This is a genomic window from Amycolatopsis heterodermiae (assembly GCF_034929455.1).
GTDB classification, from domain to species: domain Bacteria; phylum Actinomycetota; class Actinomycetes; order Mycobacteriales; family Pseudonocardiaceae; genus Amycolatopsis; species Amycolatopsis heterodermiae.
The window spans coordinates 844040-863547 of record NZ_JAYFSI010000001.1 but is presented as its reverse complement, the minus strand read 5'-3'; the positions used below and the strand labels follow the sequence as shown (position 1 = coordinate 863547).

Sequence of the window (19508 nt, the reverse complement as noted above, 5' to 3'; positions counted from 1 at the left end):
AAGATGGTCCAGTACGCCGCACCGAACACCGAAGGCAGCGTCGTCAGCTACGAATCACGCTACGACCACTACATCGGCGGCGAATACGTGCCGCCCGCCAGCGGCCTGTACTTCGAGAACCCGACTCCCGTCACCGGGAAGACCTTCTGCGAGATCGCCCGCGGCACCGCCCCGGACGTCGAGAAGGCCCTCGACGCGGCCTGGGGCGCCGCCCCGGCCTGGGGCAAGACCTCCGTCGAGGAACGCGCCGGCATCCTGCTCAAGATCGCCGACCGGATGGAGCAGAACCTCGAGAAGATCGCGGTCGCCGAGGCGTGGGAGAACGGCAAGGCCGTCCGCGAGACGCTCGCCGCCGACATCCCGCTGGCCATCGACCACTTCCGCTACTTCGCCGGCGCGCTGCGCGCCCAGGAGGGCGGTATCTCGCAGATCGACGAGAACACCGTCGCCTACCACTTCCACGAGCCGCTCGGCGTGGTCGGCCAGATCATCCCGTGGAACTTCCCGATCCTGATGGCGGTCTGGAAGCTCGCTCCCGCGCTGGCCGCGGGCAACGCGATCGTGCTCAAGCCGGCCGAGCAGACCCCGGCGTCGATCCACCTGCTGATGTCGATCATCGGCGACCTGATCCCGCCGGGCGTGCTGAACATCGTCAACGGCTTCGGCGTCGAAGCCGGCAAGCCGCTGGCCTCCAGCAACCGCGTCCGCAAGGTGGCCTTCACCGGTGAGACGACGACCGGGCGCCTGATCCTGCAGTACGCCAGCGAGAACATCATCCCGGTGACCGTCGAGCTGGGCGGCAAGAGCCCGAACATCTTCTTCGACGACGTCGCCGCGCAGAACGACGCCTTCTACAACAAGGCGCAGGAGGGCTTCACGCTCTTCGCGCTGAACCAGGGCGAGGTCTGCACCTGCCCGTCGCGCGCGCTGATCCAGAGCGGCATCTACGACAAGTTCCTGGGTGACGCCGTCGAGCGCGTCCGCAAGATCAAGCAGGGCCACCCGCTCGACACCGACACGATGATCGGCGCGCAGGCGTCCAACGACCAGCTCGAGAAGATCCTGTCCTACATCGACATCGGCAAGCAGGAAGGCGCCGAGATCCTGATCGGCGGCGGCCGCAGCGACCTCGGCGGCGACCTGTCCGGCGGTTACTACGTCGAGCCGACCGTGTTCGCCGGCGACAACAAGATGCGGGTCTTCCAGGAGGAGATCTTCGGCCCGGTCGTGTCGGTGGCGAAGTTCGCCGACTACGACGACGCCATGAAGATCGCCAACGACACGCTCTACGGCCTCGGCGCCGGTGTCTGGTCCCGTGACGGCAACACCGCCTACCGGGCCGGCCGCGACATCCAGGCGGGTCGCGTGTGGGTGAACAACTACCACGCCTACCCGGCCCACGCGGCCTTCGGCGGTTACAAGGCGTCCGGCATCGGGCGGGAGAACCACAAGATGATGCTGGACCACTACCAGCAGACGAAGAACATGCTGGTCTCCTACTCCGACCAGGCCCTCGGGTTCTTCTGATGGACACCCCCCGGCGGGTGGACCTGACCGAAGAATCGGCCGATCTGCTGCGGAAGCTGGTCGCTCTCCACGGTCAGGTGATGTTCCACCAGTCCGGCGGCTGCTGCGACGGGAGCGCGCCGATGTGCTACCCGGTCGGCGAGTTCAAGACCGGCCAGTCCGACGTGCACCTCGGCGACCTGGTCGTCGACGGCATCGACGACGTGCCGGTGTGGATGTCCGGGCCGCAGTTCGAGTACTGGAAGCACACCCACCTGACGATCGACGTCGTCCCCGGCCGCGGGAGCGGGTTTTCCCTGGAGGCGCCCGAAGGCGTGCGCTTCCTGATCCGCTCCCGCCTGTTCAGCGACGAAGAGTCGGCGGCGCTGAACTGAAGGCACGGAACAACGCCGTGGCGAGCACCAGCCCTTCCCGGGCGACCGGGGCGAGCAGGTGCTCGTCCGGCGCGTGCTGCAGGCACCCCGGGTAGGAGTGCGGCAGCCACAGCGTCGCCAGGCCGAGGACGTCGGTGAAGACGTGATTGGGCAGGCCGCCGCCGAAGCTGGGCAGCAGGGCGACGGGGTTCTCCGCGACGGCGTCCAAAGTGGACTTCGCCCAGCTCGCCCAGGGGTTGTCGACCGGCGTGCGGCTGGCCAGGAAGCTGACGTCCGCGGTGACGTCGATCATCGGGAAACCTTGTGCGGCAAGGTGTTCCCGGATGGCGGGGGCGACACCGCCGACGTCGGTGCCGGCCACGTACCGCAGCTGCAGGACCGCCCGCGCCCGGCCGGGGATGGCGTTGACCGGGCGGTCGGCGTTCCCGGCGTCGAGCGCCAGCACCTCCAGGGTGTTCCAGCCGTAGAGCCGCTCGGCGGGCGTGAGGCGTTGATCGCCCCAGCCCTCGTCCGCTGCGTCGACGACCACGTCGGCCAGCGCGGCGCGCACGGAGTCCGGCAGCTCCGGCGGCAGCAACGCGGGCACTTGGACGCGGCCGTGACCGTCGACCAGGCTCGCGATGGCGGCGGCGAGGGTCGTTGCCGGGTTGCGCAGGATCCCTCCCCAGTTGCCGGAGTGGGCGGCGTCCGGGCGCAGGTCGGCGTCCAGGGTGAGCCGGATGCCGCCGCGGGCGCCGAGGAAGAGCGTCGGGGTCGCCGCGTCGAGTCGCGGGCCGTCGGAGGCGATGAGGACGTCGGCGCTCAGCAGGTCCTGCTGTTGCTGGGCGAACTCGGTGAGGCCGGGTGAGCCGATCTCCTCGCCGGTCTCGAAGAGGAACTTGAGGTTGAAGCCGAGCTTTCCCTGATCAGCCAGCAGGAGTCGCAACGCCGTGAGGTTGATCAGGTGCTGGCCCTTGTTGTCGGCGGTGCCGCGGCCGTACCAGCGGTCGCCTTCGGCGGTCAGCGTCCACGGGCCTCGGCCTTCGCTCCACGCGCCGGCCTCTCCGACGACGTCGGCGTGGCCGTAGCAGAGCAGCGTCGGCAGGCCGGGGTCCTCGGTGCGGACGCCAACCAGGAACGGGCCGCCGGCCGGGTCCGGGTTGGCGTGCTGCGTGACTTCGCAGCCCAACGCGGTCAACGCGGGCGTGAGGACGTCGTCGAGGTAGGCCTGGATCGCGGCGCGGCCTTCGGGGGCGTCGCTCACCGTCGGGTAGGCGACGAGCGTGGCCAGTTCGGTGAAGAAGGCGCCGGAGTCGACGTGGGCACGGGCCTGGTCGAGCAGTTCCATGACCGCCAGCCTAGAGGGGGTAAACAATACGAACGGTCGTGCTATCTTCGAGGCATGAACGTCGACAGCGTTTACGTGGGCGAACCGAGCGTCCTGGGGTACCGGCGCGAGCTGCCGGTGCTGAGCGGGATCACGAAGGCGCTGGTCACGGCGCCGGAGCTGAAGCTCACCGAGCTGAACCTCGACGGCGACCGGCAGGCCGACCTCACCGTGCACGGCGGCCCCGACAAGGCGGTCTACGTCTACCCGGCCGAGCACTACGCGGACTGGCGCGAGGACGGTTTCGAGGTGTCGACGGCCGACTTCGGCGAGAACATCTCCCTGTCCGGGGTCACCGAGGACGACGTGCGGATCGGGGACGTCTGGGCCTGGGGTGACGCGCTCGTGCAGGTCTCGCAGCCGCGGTCGCCGTGCTTCAAGCTCGCGATGAAGACCGGCCGCAAGGACATCACCCCGGCGATGATCGACAGCGGCCGCAGCGGCTGGTACCTGCGGGTGCTGCGGACCGGCGTCGTGCCGACGTCGGGCGCGGTGGAGCTGGTCGAGCGCGCGGACGGGCCCACGGTCGCCGAGGTGTACGTCATCACGTTCGCGAACTACGGGCAGCTGCCACCCGAACACGTCGGGGCCGCGCTGGAGTTCGCGGACCGCGTGCTCGCGACGCCCGCGCTGGCCGTGCAGTGGAGCGCCGGGATCCAGTCCACTGTGGACAGGTGGCGGGCGCGCCGTGCCGGTTGACGGCCGCGTCGCGCGCGGGGACGTCACGCGCAAGCTGGTGCTGCGGCGCGCGGTGGACGTCGCGTCGGTCGACGGCCTGGACGGGCTGTCCCTCGGCCGGCTGGCCACCGAGCTGGAGCTGAGCAAGAGCGGCGTCTTCGCCCTGTTCGGCTCGAAGGAGGACCTGCAGCTCGCGACGGTCGAGGCGGCGTTCGAGATCTTCCGCTCGCACGTCGTGACGCCGTCTCTCGACGTCGCGCCGGGGCTGCCGCGGCTGCGGGCGATCTGCGAGAATTGGCTGGTCTACTCGGAAAAGCGCGTCTTTCCGGGTGGCTGTTTCTTCTTCAACGTCGGCGCGGAGTTCGACGCGCGCCCGGGCCGGGTCCACGACGCGGTGGCGTCGGCGAGCGGCTCGTTCGCGACCTTCATCCGCTCGACCGCCGCCGAGGCGGTGAACCTGGGCCACCTGGACGTCGACGCCGAAGTCCTGGCGTTCGAGCTGCACGCGCTGGGCCGCGCGGCGAACGCGGACTCCGTCCTCACCGGCACCACCACCCCCTACGCCGTCGCCCGCCGCGCCATCCAGGCTCATCTCGCCGAAAAGCCGTGAAGGCCACATTGAGGGACTCAGAGTCCCTCAATGTGGCCTTCACGGACTTGCGCTACTTCCAGTCGACCTGGGGGCTGCGGTAGAAGTTGATGCCCTGCAGGGTCCAGCGGGGGGACTGCTTCGCCAGGCGGAGGCGGTAGGCGTCCCAGTTGTGCGTGGACTTCGGGGACCAGCCGATCTCCGCGATGCCCGGCAGGCGCGGGAACGCCATGTACTCGATGTCGTCGCTCGTGCGGATGGTCTCCGTCCACAGTGGAGCTTCAACGCCCGCGACCTGGCTCTCGCCGACGCCGTCCACCAGTGAGGCCGGGTCCCAGTTGTAGCCGTCCTTCACCTCGACCAGCGCCGCCCAGTCCTGGCCCAGCGGCGTCGACTCGTCGTACTTCATGTCCAGGTACGCGTAGTTCGCCGGCGACATCAGGATCTTGTTGCCCCGGGCCGCCGCGGCCGCGACCGAAGCGTCCTCGCCGCCGAAGTCCCAGTACTGCGGGATCGCCGACACGGGCGGGGTGCCCTTGGCGATCTCGTGCCAGCCGGTGATCTTCTTGCCGTACTTCGCGACGATCGGCTGCACCTTCTGCTGGAAGGTGACGTAGTCGGCGGGCGGGGTCGCGTGGGCCTCGTCGCCGCCGATGTGGATGTACTGGCCCGGTGTGATGGCCGACAGCTCGCGCACGACGTCGTCGACGAACTTGTACGTGATCGGCGACGAGATGCACAGCGAGCTGTAGCCGACCTCGGTGTCGGTGCGCACCGGGACGGCCTTGCCGTCGCAGTTCAGCTCCGCGTACGTCGACTGCGCCGCGTTCGTGTGGCCCGGCATGTCGATCTCCGGGATCACCGTGATGTGCCGCGAAGCGGCGTACGCGACGATGTCCTTGTACTGCTTCTGCGTGTAGTAGCCGCCCGGGTCGCCGTACGCGGCGGTCTGGCCGCCGACGGTCGCCAGCTTCGGCCAGCTCTTGATCTCGATGCGCCAGCCCTGGTCGTCGGCCAGGTGCAGGTGCAGCGTGTTGAGCTTGTACTGGGCGATCTGGTCGATGTACAGCTTGACCTGGTCCGGCCGGAAGAAGTGCCGGGCGACGTCGAGCATCGCGCCGCGCTCGCCGAAGCGCGGGTAGTCGAGGATCGTGCCGCCCGCGACGGTCCACGTCCGGTGCTGCACGCGCTTCGCCTCGATCGCCGACGGCAGCAGCTGCCGCAGCGACTGGACGCCCTCGAAGAGGCCGTCCGCGGTGTTGGCACTGAGCTTGACACCGTCGCGCGCGACCTTCAGCTGGTAACCCTCGGTGCCGATCCGGGCGTCGTGGCCCAGCTCGAGCGAGATCGCCGGCAGGCCCCACGTGTGCGGCACGACCGGCAGCGGGTAGCCGGTGGCCGGGCGCAGCAGGCCACGCAGGTAGTCCGCGACCTGGCCGGCGCCGCGGTCGGCGCTGATCACGGTGAACGGTGTGAGCTTGAAGTCCGACCGGGGATCGGCCTTCGCCGACACCGGCGCGGGGACGACGTCGGTCACGCTCCGTTCAGGAGCCGCTGGAGCGGCTTCGGCGGTGGCGGCGGGCAGGCCGACTGCCGTCAGACTCACGACAGCCGCGGTCAAGACGGCTCTGGACAAGCGCATCAGGGCACCTCCGGTCGGGGACTCCCTCGCAAAGGTACAGACCAGCCGGTGAATTTGGAACGGTACTTTACGAAGTGCGCAGCGCGGCCCGGATCGCGTCCAGCACGGCGGGGTCCTCGATGGTCGACGGCACGGCCTCGTCGCGGCCGTCGGCGATCGCGCGCATGGTCTTGCGCAGGATCTTCCCGGACCGCGTCTTCGGCAGTGCGTCCACAATGGACACATCGCGGAACGCCGCCACCGGCCCGATGTCCCGGCGCACCAGCGCCACCAGTTCGTCGCGCAGCTGCTCCCCGGGCGTGTCGACGCCGGCCTTCAGCACGACGAACCCGCGCGGCAGCTGCCCCTTGAGCTGGTCGGCGACGCCGATCACGGCGCACTCCGCGACCGCCGGGTGCGAGGCCAGCACCGCCTCCATCGAACCCGTCGAAAGCCGGTGGCCGGCGACGTTGATGACGTCGTCGGTGCGGCCCATGACGAACAGGTAGCCGTCCTCGTCGAGGTACCCGGAGTCGCCGGTCAGGTAGTGGCCGTCGTAGCGGGAGAGGTAGGCCTCGCGGTAGCGCTCGTCGTCGCCCCAGAGCGTCGGCAGCGAGCCCGGCGGCAGCGGCAGCTTGATCGTGATGGCGCCTTCGCGGCCCGCGGGCAGCTCGTCGCCGGCCTGGTCGAGGATCCGGACGTCCCAGCCGGGCACGGGCTTGGTCGCCGACCCGGGCTTGACGTCCATCGGCTCCAGGCCGCGGAGGTTGGCCGCGATCGGCCAGCCCGTCTCGGTCTGCCACCAGTGGTCGATCACCGGCGTGCCCAGCTTCTCGTGCGCCCAGTGGTAGGTCTCCGGGTCGAGCCGCTCGCCGGCCATGAACAGCGTCCGGAACTGCTTGAGGTCGTACTTCTCCAGCTCCTTCGCGTCCGGGTCGACCTTCTTGATGGCCCGCAGCGCGGTCGGCGCGGTGAACAGCGCCTGGACGCCGTGCTCGGCGATGACCCGCCAGAACGCGCCGGCGTCCGGCGTCCCGACCGGCTTGCCCTCGTAGAGCACCGTCGTCGCGCCCGCCAGCAGCGGCGCGTAGACGATGTAGGAGTGCCCGACGACCCAGCCGACGTCGGAGGCGGTCCACCAGACGTCGCCGGCGTGGACGTCGTAGATCGCGTCCATCGACCAGGCCAGCGCCACCGCGTGCCCGCCGGTGTCGCGGACGACGCCCTTCGGCTTCCCGGTCGTCCCGGACGTGTAGAGGATGTAAAGCGGATCGGTCGCCTTCACCGGTACCGGATCGGCCGGTGACGCGTTCGCCGCCAGCTCCCGCCAGTCGACGTCCCGCGCGGACAGCTCGGCCGGCGCCTGGTCGCGCTGCAGCACGACGACGTGGTCCGGCTGGTGCTCGGTCAGCTCCAGGGCGGCGTCGATGATCGGCTTGTACTCGACGACGCGCGTCGGCTCGATCCCGCAGGACGCGGCCAGGACGACCTTCGGTTTCGCGTCCTCGATCCGGGCCGCAAGCTCCTTCGGCGCGAACCCGCCGAAGACCACCGAGTGCACCGCGCCGATCCGCGCACAGGCCAGCATCGCGATGACGGCCTCGGGGACCATCGGCAGGTAGACGATGACGCGGTCACCGCGCGTCACCCCGAGGGAACCCAGCGCACCGGCGAACCGCGCGACCTCGTCGCGGAGCTGCTCGTAGGTGTAAGTGCGTTGCTGTCCGGTCACGGGGGAGTCCCAGATCAGCGCGTCCTGGCCGCCGCGGCCGTCCTCGACGTGGCGGTCCAGCGCGTTGTAGGAGGTGTTCAGTTCGGCGTCCGGGAACCAGCGGTAGAACGGCGGGTGAGAGTCGTCCAGGGCCCGCTCCGGGGCCTTCGTCCAGCTGATCGTCCTGGCCGCTTCCAGCCAGAACGCGTCCGGCTCGGCCAGGCTCCGCCGGTAGGCCTCGGAGTACGCGCCCATTCCCGCTCCTTCGCGTCGAACGTCCCGCCTGCCCCCATCATGACCCGGGGACGGCGGGCACGCCGGATTCGAGCGCCGGAAAGACCCGGCAACCCAACGGCGGCCGGGAGCGTCCTAAGCTGGACCGCGGGGAAATGCCTGCGTGACGCCTGTGATGCGAACACGGACAGTGAGGGAGACCTAGCGGTGAACGGACTCGCGAGCGCGTTGCTCTCGCTGGCCCATTCCTTGTTCGGCCCGGGCTTCTGCCCCGGCGACTGGGTCTGGGCGACGAGTGCGGCCGGCGCGCTCGTGGCGCTGCTTCCGCCGATCGGGGCGCTGGTCGTCTCGATCATCCGGAAGGGCACCGGCAACCGGTACGACCTGACGACGCTGTCGGTGTTCGGCGCGATCGGCGTGCTCAGCGCGCTGGTGCTGCCGTGGCTGCTGTCCAACGGCATCTCGGGCGTCTTCCGTGCCGAGTGGGCCGGCGAGAAGTCCGGCCTGCCCAAGGCGGCCACGGCCACGCTGAACAGCGGGTTCTGCTGGGTCGACAACCAGAAGGAGTACCTCGGCGGCGGCCAGACCGTCTTCGACGTGCTCTCCTCGCAGAACGGCAAGGACCTCCCGTTCTTCGTGTACCTGCTGGCGTTCGTCGTGCTGCCGGCCGGGTCGCTGCTGTTCGTGATGCTGCAGGGGCGCACGGCGTTCCGCCGCGGTCCGAAGTGGCCCTCCCGCCTGTTCTGGATCCCGTTCGTCGCGATGGCCCTGTTCAGCGTCGGCATGGAGGTGAACACCGCGCTGCACTTCTGGCTCGGGTTCCTGCCGTTCAGCGTGCTGGGGCTGATCCCGGTCGCGATGGTCGGCCCGCCGCCGTGGTCGGTGATCAACCGGCCGGACGTACCGCCGCGCCGCGACCAGGAGCCGTACCGCCCGCCGCCGTCGCAGGTCCAGCCGCGGCCCACCCCGCCGCCTCCGCCGCCACCCCCGATCAACAAGCCGTACCCGAAGACGGCGCTGGCGTCCGCGCCCGAGCCGCCGCCGATGGCGGGTGCCCTGGCCGCGGCGCCGGGCCCGATCCCGCCGCCGCCCGGCTCGCGCAACGCCGGCGGCAGCCGCTACCGGCGCGTCAAGCAGCTCGGTGCCGGTGGTTTCGGCACGGTTTGGCAGGCCGTCGACACCCAGCTCAACCGCACGGTCGCGCTGAAGATCGCGCACGCGCCGGACCGCGACACCGCCGAGCGCATGCAGCGCGAGGCCCGCGCGCTGGCCGTGGTCAGCCACCCGAACTGCGTCAAGGTGTACGACCTGGCCGAGGAGCCCGACGGGCTCGCGCTGGTCATGGAGTACCTCGAGGGCCGTCCGCTGGCCGAGCTGGTCGACGGGCAGGGCCCGCTCGACGACATCGCGGCCGGCCGCCTCTGGGCGACCATGTCGGGCGCGCTCGCCGCGGCCCACGAGAAGGGCGTCCTGCACCGCGACATCAAGCCGTCGAACATCGTGCTCGACCCCAGCGGCCTGGCCCACCTGATCGACTTCGGCATCGCCCGCAGCCAGGGCGACTCCAAGATGACGGCGACCGGCATGATGATCGGCACCCCCGACTTCGTCGCCCCGGAGCAGGCGATGGGCGCGACGGCCTCCCCGGCGTCGGACGCCTGGCAGCTGGCGGCGACGATCAGCTACGCGCTGTCCGGCCAGCCGCCCCGGGGCACCCGCGAGACCCCGATGGCGGCGCTGATGGCCGCCGCCCGCGCCGAACCGGTGTCCCGGCTGCCCCAGCGCAGCGCGCACGCGCGGCTGCTGGCGGCGTCCCTGGACCCCGAGCCACGCCGCCGTCCGACGCTCAACGCCGTGCGGCGCGAGGTGGAGGGCTGGCTGTCGCGGGCGGGCAAGTCCGCGGACGGCCCGGTGACCCGGGTGGTGCCCCGCCAGCCGGGCAGCCAGATGCCTCGCCGCTAGCCGGGCTTCACGGCCGAGAAGATCACCAGCTGCTTCGGCTCCAGCTGGACGTCCACCTGCTCGAACCCGGCCTTCGCCAGCCGCGCCGGGAACGTGCCCGCGTCGACGACGTTCATCGTGTCGCCGATGTGCAGCAGGCGGAACCGCAGGTTGAGCTGGCCGTCGCTGCCGCAGTACGTGCCGCCCGGGCGCAGGACCCGTGCGGCTTCCGCGAAGATCGCGTCCTGCAGCTGGTGGGTCGGGACGTGGTGCAGCATCGTGAAGCAGACGACGGCGGAGAACCGGCCGGACTCGAACGGCATCTCCGCGCCGCTGCCCTCGACGACGTCGGCGCGGTCGCCGTACTTCGCGCGCAGCAGCTCGGTCGACGCGGGGTCGATCTCCAGGACCGTCAGCTTCGGCACCACGCCCAGCAGCACCTTCGTCGTGGCGCCGAACCCCGGCCCGATCTCGAGGACGTCGTCACCCAGCTCCCGCTGCGCGAGCCACGGCGTCAGGCGCTCCTCGACGGTGGCCGCCCACTTCTCCGAGCTGCAGATCTTGCGGTGGATCAGGTTCATCGGCATGACCTCGACGTTAGGGAGACGGCGTGATGACCGGTAGCCGATAGGCTGCCAACCGATGTCGCAAACCGGCCAGCCCCGCGCCATGCTGCTCGGCCAGGTGCCGCTGCCCGCGAGCACCTGGTTCCCGTGGCACCGGCACGAGCTGCACCAGCTCGTCTGGGCGGCCAGCGGGGTCATCGCGGTCAAGGTGGGTGACGCGGGCTGGGTCATGCCGCCGACGCGTGCCCTGTGGATGCCCGCCGGCGTCCGGCACCGGACCGGTGCGCTCGGCAAGGCCGCGCTGCGCGGGATCTACGCGCACCCGGACCGCAGCCCGGTGTCGTGGCCCGAGCCGCGGCTGGTCGCCGTCCGGCCGCTGCTGCACGAGCTGCTGGAGTACCTGACCGGGGACGGCGTGGCCCCGGACGCCCGGCTACGCGCCGAGGCCGTGGCCTTCGACCTGCTGGAACCGCTCGACGTCGTGCCGATCGTCGTGCCGTCACTCACCGACCCGCGGGCCCGGGACGTCGAGGCGGCGGTGCTGGCCAACCCGGCCGACCCGCGCGGCCTCGCCGAGTTCGGCCGGGACGTCGGCGCGGCCGAGCGCACGCTGGCGCGGATCTTCGCCCGCGAGTGCCGGATGCCGTTCGGGACGTGGCGCACCCAGGTGCGCCTGCGTGCGGCGCTGCCGATGCTGGCTCAGGAACTGCCGCTGGAAACGGTCGCGCACCGCGTCGGCTACAGCTCGGCGAGCGCGGCGTTCCGGCGCGCGGTCGGCGTCACCCCGAGGGCGTACTACGCGGGCTGAGCTACCGCCAGGACGGCAGCCAGCGCTCGGCCTCCCACTGGCCGTTCGTGATCGCGATGCCGTTCAGGATCGGCCACAACCAGGCGAAGTTCGCCACCACGAGCCCGACGTACAGGCTGACGACGAGCAGACCGGTCCCGCGTCTTTCGAACCCGCGCCGGGCGCTACCCAGGATCTGGCCCAGGCACAACGTCAGCCCGAGCACGAGGAACGCGGCCAGCGGCGTCGCGTAGAAGAAGTACATCTGGCGGTCGATGTTCGTGTACCAGAAGACGTACCCGCCGAGGTAGCCGACGAGGACGGCGGCGTAGCGCCAGTCCGCGCGGAAGATCGAGCGCCACGCCGACCAGGCGAGCATCGGGATGGCCAGCCACCACATCGCCGGCGTCCCGATCAGCATCGTCGCGCTGACGCAGCGGGACTCGCCGCAGCCGGTGACGTCGCCGTCGTAGCTGTAGAGCATCGGGCGCAGCCCCATCGGCCACGTCCAGGGCTTCGACTCCCACGGGTGCGGGTTGTCCTTGGGCGTGACCAGGGTTTCGTGGAAGTGCAGGACGTTCGCCGAGTAGTCGCCCAGCGAGCGCAGCGACGCCGGGATCCAGCCCCAGACGCCGGGCGCGATGTCCTTGATCTCGGTGTAGTGCCGGTCGGTCGCCGTCTCGCTGGCGAACCACGCCCAGTACGCGCCGAGGTACATCACGAGCGGGATCAGCAGGATCGCCCACAGCGCGGGCGCCACGTCCCGGCGGATCGTGCCCAGCCAGGGCCGCTCGACGCCGGCCGCGCGCCGCGCCGCGACGTCGAAGCCGACGCACAGCAGCCCGAACGCGACGATGTAGTACAGCGCCGACCACTTGACGCCGAAGGTGAGCCCGATCATCAGCCCGGTCGCGAACCGCCACCAGCGGAAGCCGAGCTTGGGCCCCCACACCGACTCGTTGACCCAGCCCTCGCGCACGGCCGTCGCGAGCCGGGTGCGCACCTGGTCGCGGTCGACGAGCAGGCAGGCGAACGCGGCGAGCACGAACAGCGCGATGAAGATGTCGAGCATGCCCATCCGCGACTGCAGGTGCAGGACGCCGTCGCTGATCACGAGGATGCCGGCGATGCCGCCGAGCAGCGTCGAGCGGGTCAGGCGGCGGGCGATGCGGATGGTCAGGAAGATGATGAGCGTGCCGGCCAGCGCGGGCATGATCCGCCAGCCCCAGCCGTTGTAGCCGAACAGCCATTCGCCGATCGCGATCAGCTGCTTCGCCAGCGGCGGGTGGACGACCAGCTCGTAACCGTAGTTGTCCTCGTAACCGCCGTTGCGCAGCACCTGCCACGCCTGCGGGACGTAGTGCTTCTCGTCGAAGACCGGGCTGCCCTTGTCGGTCGGGCTGCCGAGGTTCTGCAGCCGGACGATGCCGCCGATCACGGTGAGCACGATGGTCACGAGCCAGGCGCGCAGCCGGTCGTCCGGCATGCCGCGGCCGAGCAGGGTCGTCTCGCGGTCGGTCGGCGGCCGGAGCGCCTCGACCGGGCCCGGCCGGACGCTTTCGTCGTCGGGACGGGTCAGCACGGCGGTCACGGGGCGATCCTACGGGCGGGACAGGGCGTACGTCGTCCGGATCCGCCGACCCGCCTAGGCTGGCCCGGTGAGCTCATCGGTGACAACCGGCCGCCTGGTACTGGCCGCTACCCCGCTCGGCGACGTCCGCGACGCCTCGCCGCGCCTGGCGGAGGCGCTGGCCGAGGCCGACGTCGTGGCCGCTGAGGACACCCGCCGGTTCCGGTCGCTGGCCGCGGCGCTGGAGGTCACCCCTCGCGGCCGGGTGGTGAGTTTCTACGAGGACGTCGAGACGGCTCGCCTGCCCAAGTTGCTCGAATCGTTACGCGCGGGCGAGACCGTGGTGCTCGTGACGGACGCCGGTATGCCCAGTGTGTCCGATCCGGGCTTCCGGCTGGTGGCGGCGTGCGTCGAAGAGGACCTCCCGGTGACGTGCCTCCCGGGCCCGTCGGCGGTGACGACGGCGCTGGCTTTGTCCGGTTTGCCGTGCGACCGCTTCTGCTTCGAGGGGTTCGCCCCGCGCAAGCCGGGCGAGCGCGCGAAGTGGCTCACGTCGTTGCGCGACGAGCCACGCACGGTGGTGTTCTTCGAGTCCCCGCACCGGCTGGCCTCGTTGCTGGCGGACGCGGCTTCGGTGCTGGGCGTGGACCGGCGGGCCGCGGTTTGCCGCGAGCTGACGAAGACGTACGAAGAGGTGAAGCGTGGGTCCCTCTCGTCGTTGGCTTCGTGGGCCGAGGAGGGCGTGCGCGGCGAGATCACGGTGGTCCTCTCGGGCGCCGAGCCGCGCTCGGTCTCGGTGGCGGACCTGGTGGGCGAGGTGGCCGACCGCGTGGCATCGGGCGAGCGCCTGAAGTCCGCCGCGGCGGAGGTCGCGGAGGCGGGCGGAGTGTCCAAAAAGGAGCTTTACGACGCGGTGCTGGCGGCGCGGAAGGTGAAGTGAGCCGGTGCCTTCGTCGATCTCGCCCGAGCTGCGTGCCGCGTTGCGTGCGCTGGGGAAGGTGCGGGACGAGAAGCCCGGCGCGGAACCCGGCACCGAGGCTTTCGCGGCGTGGCGGGTGAGGATCGCGGAAGCGTTGGAGTCGCTGGTGCCGTTGCTGGTCCTCCCGGAGGATCGACACCGGGCAGCGGCCGAGGCGCTCGAAGCCCGAGCCGGGGCCGCACGGATTCGCGCCTCGCGGCCGCCCGGATGACGTGCTCCGGCCGGTGAGCTACCGCCGGTCGATCCGGGGTAAATGTCCTGTTCACGCAACCCGAGCCGGGCGTGATCGAGATTGAGCCGTTCGGCCGCTACCGCCGGAATCGATCTTCGGCGATCGTTCCTCGTGGGCGCGGCCGGGACTGTCCAGGCCGCGGAGGAGGGGTTTCCGCGTGTCTTCCGTTGTGCGTTCTTCCCGGTCGAGATCCGGCCGTGGCGGGCTCTTCGTCGTACTGGCCGTGGCGTCCGGGATCATCCCCGCCGCGGCCTTCGCCCGTCCGGCCGATGCGGCGACCACGGCGCCCGGCGCGCCCTCCGTTTCCTCGTCGACGTACCCGGCCGGTACGTTCGGCGGCGGCCCGGGCGTGCCCGGTGACTTCACGTTCACGCCGGCCGGCACGGGCTCCCCGGTCGACCACTACATCTGGCGGCTGGACGACTCGGCCCCGCAGAACTGCGTCGGGAGCGGCGCGGTGAAGCCGGCCGTGCCGGGCGGTCCCGCCACCACGACCATCACGCCCGCCAGTTCGGGCTTTCACGTGCTGAGCGCGTGGGCGTGCGACAGCGCGCAGACGTCCTCGGCGCGGACCGACTACTCCTTCGCGGTCAAGGACGCCGCGGCCCCGGTGGCCGCGTGGCAGTTCGAGGGCGACAGCCGCTCGCAGTTCCCCGGCCTCCGCTACGCGGGTGCCGGTTCGGCCCCCTTCGCACCGGGCAAGCTCGGCCAGGCGTCGGCGGTGAGCGGCCAGCCCGGCGACTACCTGGCGACGAGCGCGCGGGTCCTGGACCTCGGCAAGTCGTTCTCGGTGTCGGCGTGGGCCGACGCGGCCGACCTGAGCAAGCGCCGGGTGGTGCTGTCCCAGGACGGCACCCGGACGAGCGGGTTCGCCCTGCAGTACCTGGACACCGGCAAATGGGCGTTCAGCCTGAGCGGCTCGGACGTCGCGAACCCGGTCGTGCGGTCGGCGGTCTCGACGGCGGCTCCGGCGACGGGCGTCTGGACGCACCTCACCGGCGTCTACGACGCGTCGGCGCACACGGCGACGCTGTACGTCGACGGCCAGGCCCAGCAGACGGTTCCGGCCACGGCTTCGGGCGGGGTCGGCCCGCTGGTCCTCGGCGGCGGCCTGGCCGCGGGAGCGCGGGCGGACCTGTTCCACGGGTCGATCGACGAGGTGGCGGCCTTCGGACGCGCTCTGTCCGCTGCCGACGTCACCACGCTCTACCACCAGAACGGCGTCCCGACGGGACTTTCCGCCACCCGCGAGTACACATTGGACGGTGACACGGCCGACGCCACCGGCGCCGACGGCACGTTGACCGGGACGAACCTCGCCTACGGCCCGGGCTACTCGGATTCCCCGGGCCGGTCCGCGACCGACGACTCGATCGGCCACGGCCGGGGCCAGGCGCTGGCGGGCACCGGCGCGGCGACGTCGTCCCCGGTGGTGGACACCGCGGGAGCCCTGTCGGTTTCGGCCTGGGTGAAGCTCGACAAGCCCGGCTGCTACACCTTCGCGGCCCAGGGAGGCGCGTTCAGCCTCGGTGCCACGTCCGACAGCCTCACGTTCGGGCTGAGCACCACCGGGGGCCTCTGGCGCTGGGCGAAGACGCCCATCGCCCCGCACCTAGGGAAGTGGACCCACCTGACGGGCGTGCACGACGTGCTCGCGGGCAAGGAACGGCTGTACGTCGACGGCACGCTCGCCGCGGAGACGACGATCCCGGCCGGCACCGCGTGGCGGTCGACCGGCCCGTTCCGGATCGGCGCCTTCGCCGGCTCGATCGACCAGGTCCAGGTGTGGGACCGCGCGGTGCCGGCCGCCGAGGTGGCCGACCTCGCCAACACCGCCGTGCTGCGGGCGAACTACCAGCTCGACGGCACCACGACGGACGCCGTCAGCGGCGTCACCGCCACCCCGGGCGGCAGCTTCCAGCTGACGACCGACGATAACGGCGCGAACGTCGCCCGCTTCCCGTTCGACGGCGGCGCCCAGGTCGAAGGGCCGCGCCCGCAGAACTTCCGCAGCGACCGGAGCTTCACCGCCGAAGCGTGGGTCAAGCACACCTGGACCGCGGCGGACGTCGAGCGGGAGAAGCAGCGCGACCCGTCCGACCCCGCGGGCGTCGACAAGGCCGGCCGCACGGCGCTCGGGGCGAACAGCGCGTCCACCTCGCCGTACCTCCTGGGCTACCGCGGGGTGCAGGACCCGGACGGCACCTGGCGCCCGCGCTTGAGCTGGACGTTGGGGACGACCCAGGTGACGCCGGACGGGAACGCCGAGTCCGGCGTCTGGACGCACCTCGCCGGGACGTACGACGCGGTGACGCACCAGGCGTGCCTGTACGCGACGACGGACGCGTTCCAGTTCAGCCCGAAGTGCGTCGGCAACGTCACCGGCTGGAACGGCGCGAGCGATCTCGAGGACCTCTTCCTCGGGCACGGTCGCTTCAACGGCCAGGACAGCGACTACTGGTACGGCGACCTGCGCGGCGTCCGGGTTTACAGCGGCGTGCTCGACCAGCAGCACATCAACGTCGACGCCATCCTCGACCACCCCTAGGTCAGCAACGCGGTCACCGCGGCGTGCGCCTTCGCGGCGTCGGGCGCATCGCCGGTGATCACGTCCGTGTAGACGAACGACTCCCCGATCCGCACCAGGAGGTAGGCCAGATCCGGCACCGGCAGGGGCGGCACCAGCCGCCCTGCCGTGACCTCCGCCGCCAGCAGCGACTCCAGCTCCGCGGTCGTCCGCCGCTGGCAAACGCTGGCCCGGGTCGTCAACAGCCGCAGGGCACGCTCCGGCTCCCGTCGCAGGAAGTCCCGGAACGGCGGTGAGTCGTTCGCGAACCGGACGTACCCGCTCACGAAGTCCGCGATCCCGGCTGCCCCGCGCCCGGCGCACGAAGGGAGCAGGCGCGTGATCGACGTCGCCGACAGCGACCAGAGGATCTCCCCGAGCAGGAGGTCCCGCGAGCCCACCCGCCGGTGCAACGTCGCGCGGCTGATCGACAGCGCCTCGGCCAGCTCGCCCATGTCCACGCGCCGGCCGGCCAGGAACCAGTCGCGAGCCAGGTCGAACGCCGCCGAGTGAGACATATGTCAGAATGTCTCACATCGAGCAGTGAACAGCCAGGAGGGACGGCAGCATGCGTGCAGTGCAGGTGACCGAGTTCGGCGGGCCCGAGGTCCTCACGCCGGTCGAGCTGCCGGATCCCGTCGCCGGGCCCGGTGAGGTGCTGATCGACGTCGCCCGGATCGGGGTCAACTACGCCGACACCCACCAGGCCGAGAACTCCTACCTCGCGCCGTCGAAGCTGCCGCTCGTGCCCGGTGGTGAGGTCGTCGGGCGCAACCAGGCCGGTGAGCGCGTGGTCGCCCTGCTCAACGGGGGTGGCGGGTACGCCGAGAAGGCCGTCGCGCCCGAGGCGACCACCTTCCCGGTGCCCGACGGCATCGACGACCTGACCGCGCTGTCCATGCTGGTCCAGGGCGCGACCGCCTGGGTGCTGCTGCGCAAGAACGCCCACCTGGAGAAGGGCGAGTCCGTCGTCGTGCACGCGGCCGCCGGCGGGGTCGGGACGATTGCCGTGCAGCTCGCGAAGGCGTGGGGCGCGGGCCGTGTCATCGCCACCGCCAGCAACGACGAGAAGCGCGCGCTCGCCCTCGAACTCGGCGCCGACGTCGCGGTCGACTCGCGCGCCGAGGACATGACGGCGACGCTGCTCGAGGCCAACGGCGGCCGCCGGGTCGACGTCGTGCTCGACATGGTCGGCGGCCGGACGACCGACCAGAGCATCGCCGCGCTGGCGGCGTTCGGCCGGCTGGCGTTCTACGGCATGGCCGGGCGCGAATCGCCGAAGCCGGTCGACCTGCGCAACGTCCTCGGCCACAGCACCACGATCAGCGGCATGTGGCTGCCGCACGTCTTCCGTCTGCCGGGCAACGTCTTCGGTACGGCGTTGACCGAGCTGTTCGACCTGGTCCTCGCGGGCAAGCTGCGCGCGATCCCGGGCGGCGAGTACTCGCTGTCGGACGCCCGCGGCGCGCACGAGGCCCTGCGCTCCCGCGGCACGGTCGGCAAGCTACTGCTCGACCCCGCCAAGTAGCGGGCCGGCCAGGAGTGCCTCCAGCGGCGCCGCCTTGTGGAGGCACTCCTGCCACTCCGCCTCCGGGTCCGAATCCGCCGTGATGCCGCCGCCGACGCCCAGCGCAATCGCGCCCGCGGCGATCTCGAACGTCCGGATCGCGACGTTCAGCTCCAGCCCGGCCGCGGGTGACGCCAGCCCGATCGCTCCCGTGTAGACACCTCGGGCGCAGGGCTCGAGCGCGGCGATCAGGTCCAGGGCCCGGATCTTGGGCGCGCCCGTCACCGAGCCCGGTGGGAACGTCGCGTCCAGCAGCGAAGCGTCGGTAACCGCGGGGCCCAGCACGCCCGAGACCGTCGACTCCAGGTGCCACACCCCCGGCGCCGGGCGCACCCGCAGCAGCGACGGCACCGTCACCGAACCCACCTCGCACACCCGGCCGAGGTCGTTGCGGACCAGGTCCGTGATCATCACGTTCTCCGCGACGTCCTTTGTGGACTGGCGCAGCAGGAAAGCGTTGCCGTCGTCCGAAGGCCCGCGCCGGGGGAGCGTCCCCTTGATCGGCGTCGAGGACGCCGAACGGCCGTGGCGGGCCAGGAACAGTTCCGGCGAGAACGAGACCACCGACCCCCAGCCACCCGCCAGGAAGGCCGCGCGGCGGGGCGCCAGCGAGGACACCCCGGCCGCGAACAACGCGGCGGGCGACCCCGAGAACGTGCCCGTGAAGCGGCTGCAGATGTTCGCCTGGAACAGCTCCCCGGCCTCGATCGCGTGCACGCACGCCTTCACCGCGTCCCGGTGTTCCGACGGCAGCGGACGCCGGAGCGGTCCCGCCTCCCAGGAGAGCGCCGGGGCGGGCGCGGCCAGCAGGGACTCCATTGTGGACACCGACGGCCCGCCGCCGTCCAGGGACTCCAGGTAGCACTCGCCCGAGGCGGACCACCGCAGGACGTGGTCCGCCCAGCCCCACGCCGAGGGCGGCAGCGCACCCGCACGTCCGGACGGGTCCGCCGAGTCGTAGGCCAGGTACCCGAACGCGCCCCCGCCGACGACGCCCGGTGGTGCGTCCACCGGAGCGGGCCATGCGGGGGGACCGGGGGAAACCGTGAGCGACGGCGCGAGCACCGCGCGGGAGCCGAACCAGTCACCCGACAGCATCGCGGGGGCGAAGCCGCGGGCGGACAGGGCCAGCAGCGCGCGCGACGGTGTCGCGTTCGTCCGAAGTGCCCTGCTCGTCACGCGCATGGCGCCATACCACCA

17 protein-coding genes are annotated in these 19508 nt (G+C 71.5%); 10 read left to right on the top strand and 7 right to left on the bottom strand.

Features of this window, described 5'->3' with window-relative positions; genetic code table 11:
* The first annotated feature begins 3 nt into the window (after nt 1-3).
* Entirely contained in the window at nt 4-1527 is a 1524-nt protein-coding gene (gene exaC / locus VA596_RS04140; RefSeq protein WP_323323757.1) for an acetaldehyde dehydrogenase ExaC, read from the top strand.
* A complete protein-coding gene (locus VA596_RS04135; RefSeq protein WP_323323755.1) occupies nt 1527-1901 on the top strand; it encodes a DUF779 domain-containing protein in 375 nt (124 codons plus the stop codon). The genes exaC and VA596_RS04135 overlap by 1 nt, the downstream gene beginning before the upstream one ends.
* Here the strand turns inward: VA596_RS04135 and VA596_RS04130 are convergent.
* On the bottom strand, nt 1870-3228 hold the full coding sequence (locus VA596_RS04130; RefSeq protein ID WP_323323753.1) for a M20 family metallopeptidase: 1359 nt from the start codon (nt 3226-3228) through the stop codon (nt 1870-1872). The genes VA596_RS04135 and VA596_RS04130 overlap by 32 nt on opposite strands.
* A gap of 54 nt (nt 3229-3282) precedes the next feature.
* Between VA596_RS04130 and VA596_RS04125 the strand changes: the two genes are divergently transcribed.
* Nucleotides 3283-3966, top strand: a complete 684-nt coding sequence (locus VA596_RS04125; protein WP_323323751.1) for an MOSC domain-containing protein — start codon at nt 3283-3285, stop codon at nt 3964-3966.
* Entirely contained in the window at nt 3956-4555 is a 600-nt protein-coding gene (locus VA596_RS04120; protein WP_323323749.1) for a TetR/AcrR family transcriptional regulator, read from the top strand. Before VA596_RS04125 ends, VA596_RS04120 begins: the two co-directional genes overlap by 11 nt.
* A 52-nt stretch (nt 4556-4607) precedes the next feature.
* Here the strand turns inward: VA596_RS04120 and VA596_RS04115 are convergent, their stop codons facing one another.
* Both VA596_RS04115 and VA596_RS04110 read right to left on the bottom strand, forming a co-directional pair.
* Nucleotides 4608-6176 (bottom strand): beta-N-acetylhexosaminidase, encoded by a 1569-nt coding sequence (locus tag VA596_RS04115; RefSeq protein ID WP_323323747.1) that lies wholly within the window; start codon nt 6174-6176, stop codon nt 4608-4610.
* Between the two features lie 67 nt (nt 6177-6243).
* A complete protein-coding gene (locus tag VA596_RS04110) occupies nt 6244-8121 on the bottom strand; it encodes a propionyl-CoA synthetase (RefSeq protein ID WP_323323745.1) in 1878 nt (625 codons plus the stop codon).
* A 186-nt stretch (nt 8122-8307) separates the two neighbouring features.
* On the opposite strand from VA596_RS04110, the gene VA596_RS04105 reads away from it, so the two are divergent.
* Nucleotides 8308-10062, top strand: coding sequence for a serine/threonine-protein kinase (locus VA596_RS04105; protein ID WP_323323743.1), 1755 nt, complete (start codon nt 8308-8310; stop codon nt 10060-10062).
* On the opposite strand, the gene VA596_RS04100 is transcribed toward VA596_RS04105, so the two are convergent.
* Entirely contained in the window at nt 10059-10628 is a 570-nt protein-coding gene (locus VA596_RS04100; RefSeq protein ID WP_323323741.1) for a class I SAM-dependent methyltransferase, read from the bottom strand. The genes VA596_RS04105 and VA596_RS04100 overlap by 4 nt on opposite strands.
* Before the next feature lie 82 nt (nt 10629-10710).
* Here VA596_RS04100 and VA596_RS04095 point away from each other — a divergent pair, with 82 nt between their 5' ends.
* Entirely contained in the window at nt 10711-11415 is a 705-nt protein-coding gene (locus VA596_RS04095; RefSeq protein ID WP_323325639.1) for an AraC family transcriptional regulator, read from the top strand.
* A 1-nt stretch (nt 11416) separates the two neighbouring features.
* On the opposite strand, the gene VA596_RS04090 is transcribed toward VA596_RS04095, so the two are convergent.
* Nucleotides 11417-12985 carry a dolichyl-phosphate-mannose--protein mannosyltransferase gene (locus tag VA596_RS04090; RefSeq protein ID WP_323323739.1) on the bottom strand — a complete coding sequence of 523 codons (1569 nt, stop codon included), beginning with the start codon at nt 12983-12985 and terminating at the stop codon, nt 11417-11419.
* Nucleotides 12986-13064: 79 nt separating this feature from the next.
* On the opposite strand from VA596_RS04090, the gene rsmI reads away from it, so the two are divergent.
* The 3 genes from rsmI to VA596_RS04075 all read left to right on the top strand — a co-directional run bounded on the left by rsmI (nt 13065) and on the right by VA596_RS04075 (nt 16723).
* Entirely contained in the window at nt 13065-13904 is an 840-nt protein-coding gene (gene rsmI, locus VA596_RS04085; RefSeq protein WP_323325637.1) for a 16S rRNA (cytidine(1402)-2'-O)-methyltransferase, read from the top strand.
* A gap of 4 nt (nt 13905-13908) precedes the next feature.
* Entirely contained in the window at nt 13909-14154 is a 246-nt protein-coding gene (locus VA596_RS04080) for a hypothetical protein (RefSeq protein ID WP_323323737.1), read from the top strand.
* 178 nt (nt 14155-14332) lie between these two features.
* The gene (locus VA596_RS04075) at nt 14333-16723 is read left to right on the top strand and encodes a LamG domain-containing protein (protein ID WP_323323735.1); all 2391 of its coding nucleotides are present in this window, start codon (nt 14333-14335) and stop codon (nt 16721-16723) included.
* Here the strand turns inward: VA596_RS04075 and VA596_RS04070 are convergent.
* Nucleotides 16720-17259, bottom strand: coding sequence for a QsdR family transcriptional regulator (locus VA596_RS04070; RefSeq protein ID WP_323323733.1), 540 nt, complete (start codon nt 17257-17259; stop codon nt 16720-16722). The genes VA596_RS04075 and VA596_RS04070 overlap by 4 nt on opposite strands.
* 50 nt (nt 17260-17309) lie before the next feature.
* Between VA596_RS04070 and VA596_RS04065 the strand changes: the two genes are divergently transcribed.
* Nucleotides 17310-18269: a quinone oxidoreductase family protein gene (locus tag VA596_RS04065; RefSeq protein WP_323323731.1), complete on the top strand. Its 960-nt coding sequence runs from the start codon at nt 17310-17312 to the stop codon at nt 18267-18269.
* Here VA596_RS04065 and VA596_RS04060 read toward each other — a convergent pair.
* Nucleotides 18246-19493, bottom strand: coding sequence for an aminodeoxychorismate synthase component I (locus tag VA596_RS04060; protein WP_323323729.1), 1248 nt, complete (start codon nt 19491-19493; stop codon nt 18246-18248). The genes VA596_RS04065 and VA596_RS04060 overlap by 24 nt on opposite strands.
* Between the last annotated feature and the right edge of the window lie 15 nt (nt 19494-19508).

Coding starts and splice junctions, on each gene's coding strand:
- VA596_RS04070 (WP_323323733.1), bottom strand. CDS start 17,259: ATGTCTCACTCGGCGGCGTTCGACCTGGCTCGCGACTGGTTCCTGGCC.
- VA596_RS04095 (WP_323325639.1), top strand. CDS start 10,711: ATGCTGCTCGGCCAGGTGCCGCTGCCCGCGAGCACCTGGTTCCCGTGG.
- VA596_RS04060 (WP_323323729.1), bottom strand. CDS start 19,493: ATGCGCGTGACGAGCAGGGCACTTCGGACGAACGCGACACCGTCGCGC.
- VA596_RS04125 (WP_323323751.1), top strand. CDS start 3,283: ATGAACGTCGACAGCGTTTACGTGGGCGAACCGAGCGTCCTGGGGTAC.
- exaC (WP_323323757.1), top strand. CDS start 4: ATGGTCCAGTACGCCGCACCGAACACCGAAGGCAGCGTCGTCAGCTAC.
- VA596_RS04110 (WP_323323745.1), bottom strand. CDS start 8,121: ATGGGCGCGTACTCCGAGGCCTACCGGCGGAGCCTGGCCGAGCCGGAC.
- VA596_RS04130 (WP_323323753.1), bottom strand. CDS start 3,228: ATGGAACTGCTCGACCAGGCCCGTGCCCACGTCGACTCCGGCGCCTTC.
- VA596_RS04115 (WP_323323747.1), bottom strand. CDS start 6,176: ATGCGCTTGTCCAGAGCCGTCTTGACCGCGGCTGTCGTGAGTCTGACG.
- VA596_RS04065 (WP_323323731.1), top strand. CDS start 17,310: ATGCGTGCAGTGCAGGTGACCGAGTTCGGCGGGCCCGAGGTCCTCACG.
- VA596_RS04100 (WP_323323741.1), bottom strand. CDS start 10,628: ATGCCGATGAACCTGATCCACCGCAAGATCTGCAGCTCGGAGAAGTGG.
- VA596_RS04135 (WP_323323755.1), top strand. CDS start 1,527: ATGGACACCCCCCGGCGGGTGGACCTGACCGAAGAATCGGCCGATCTG.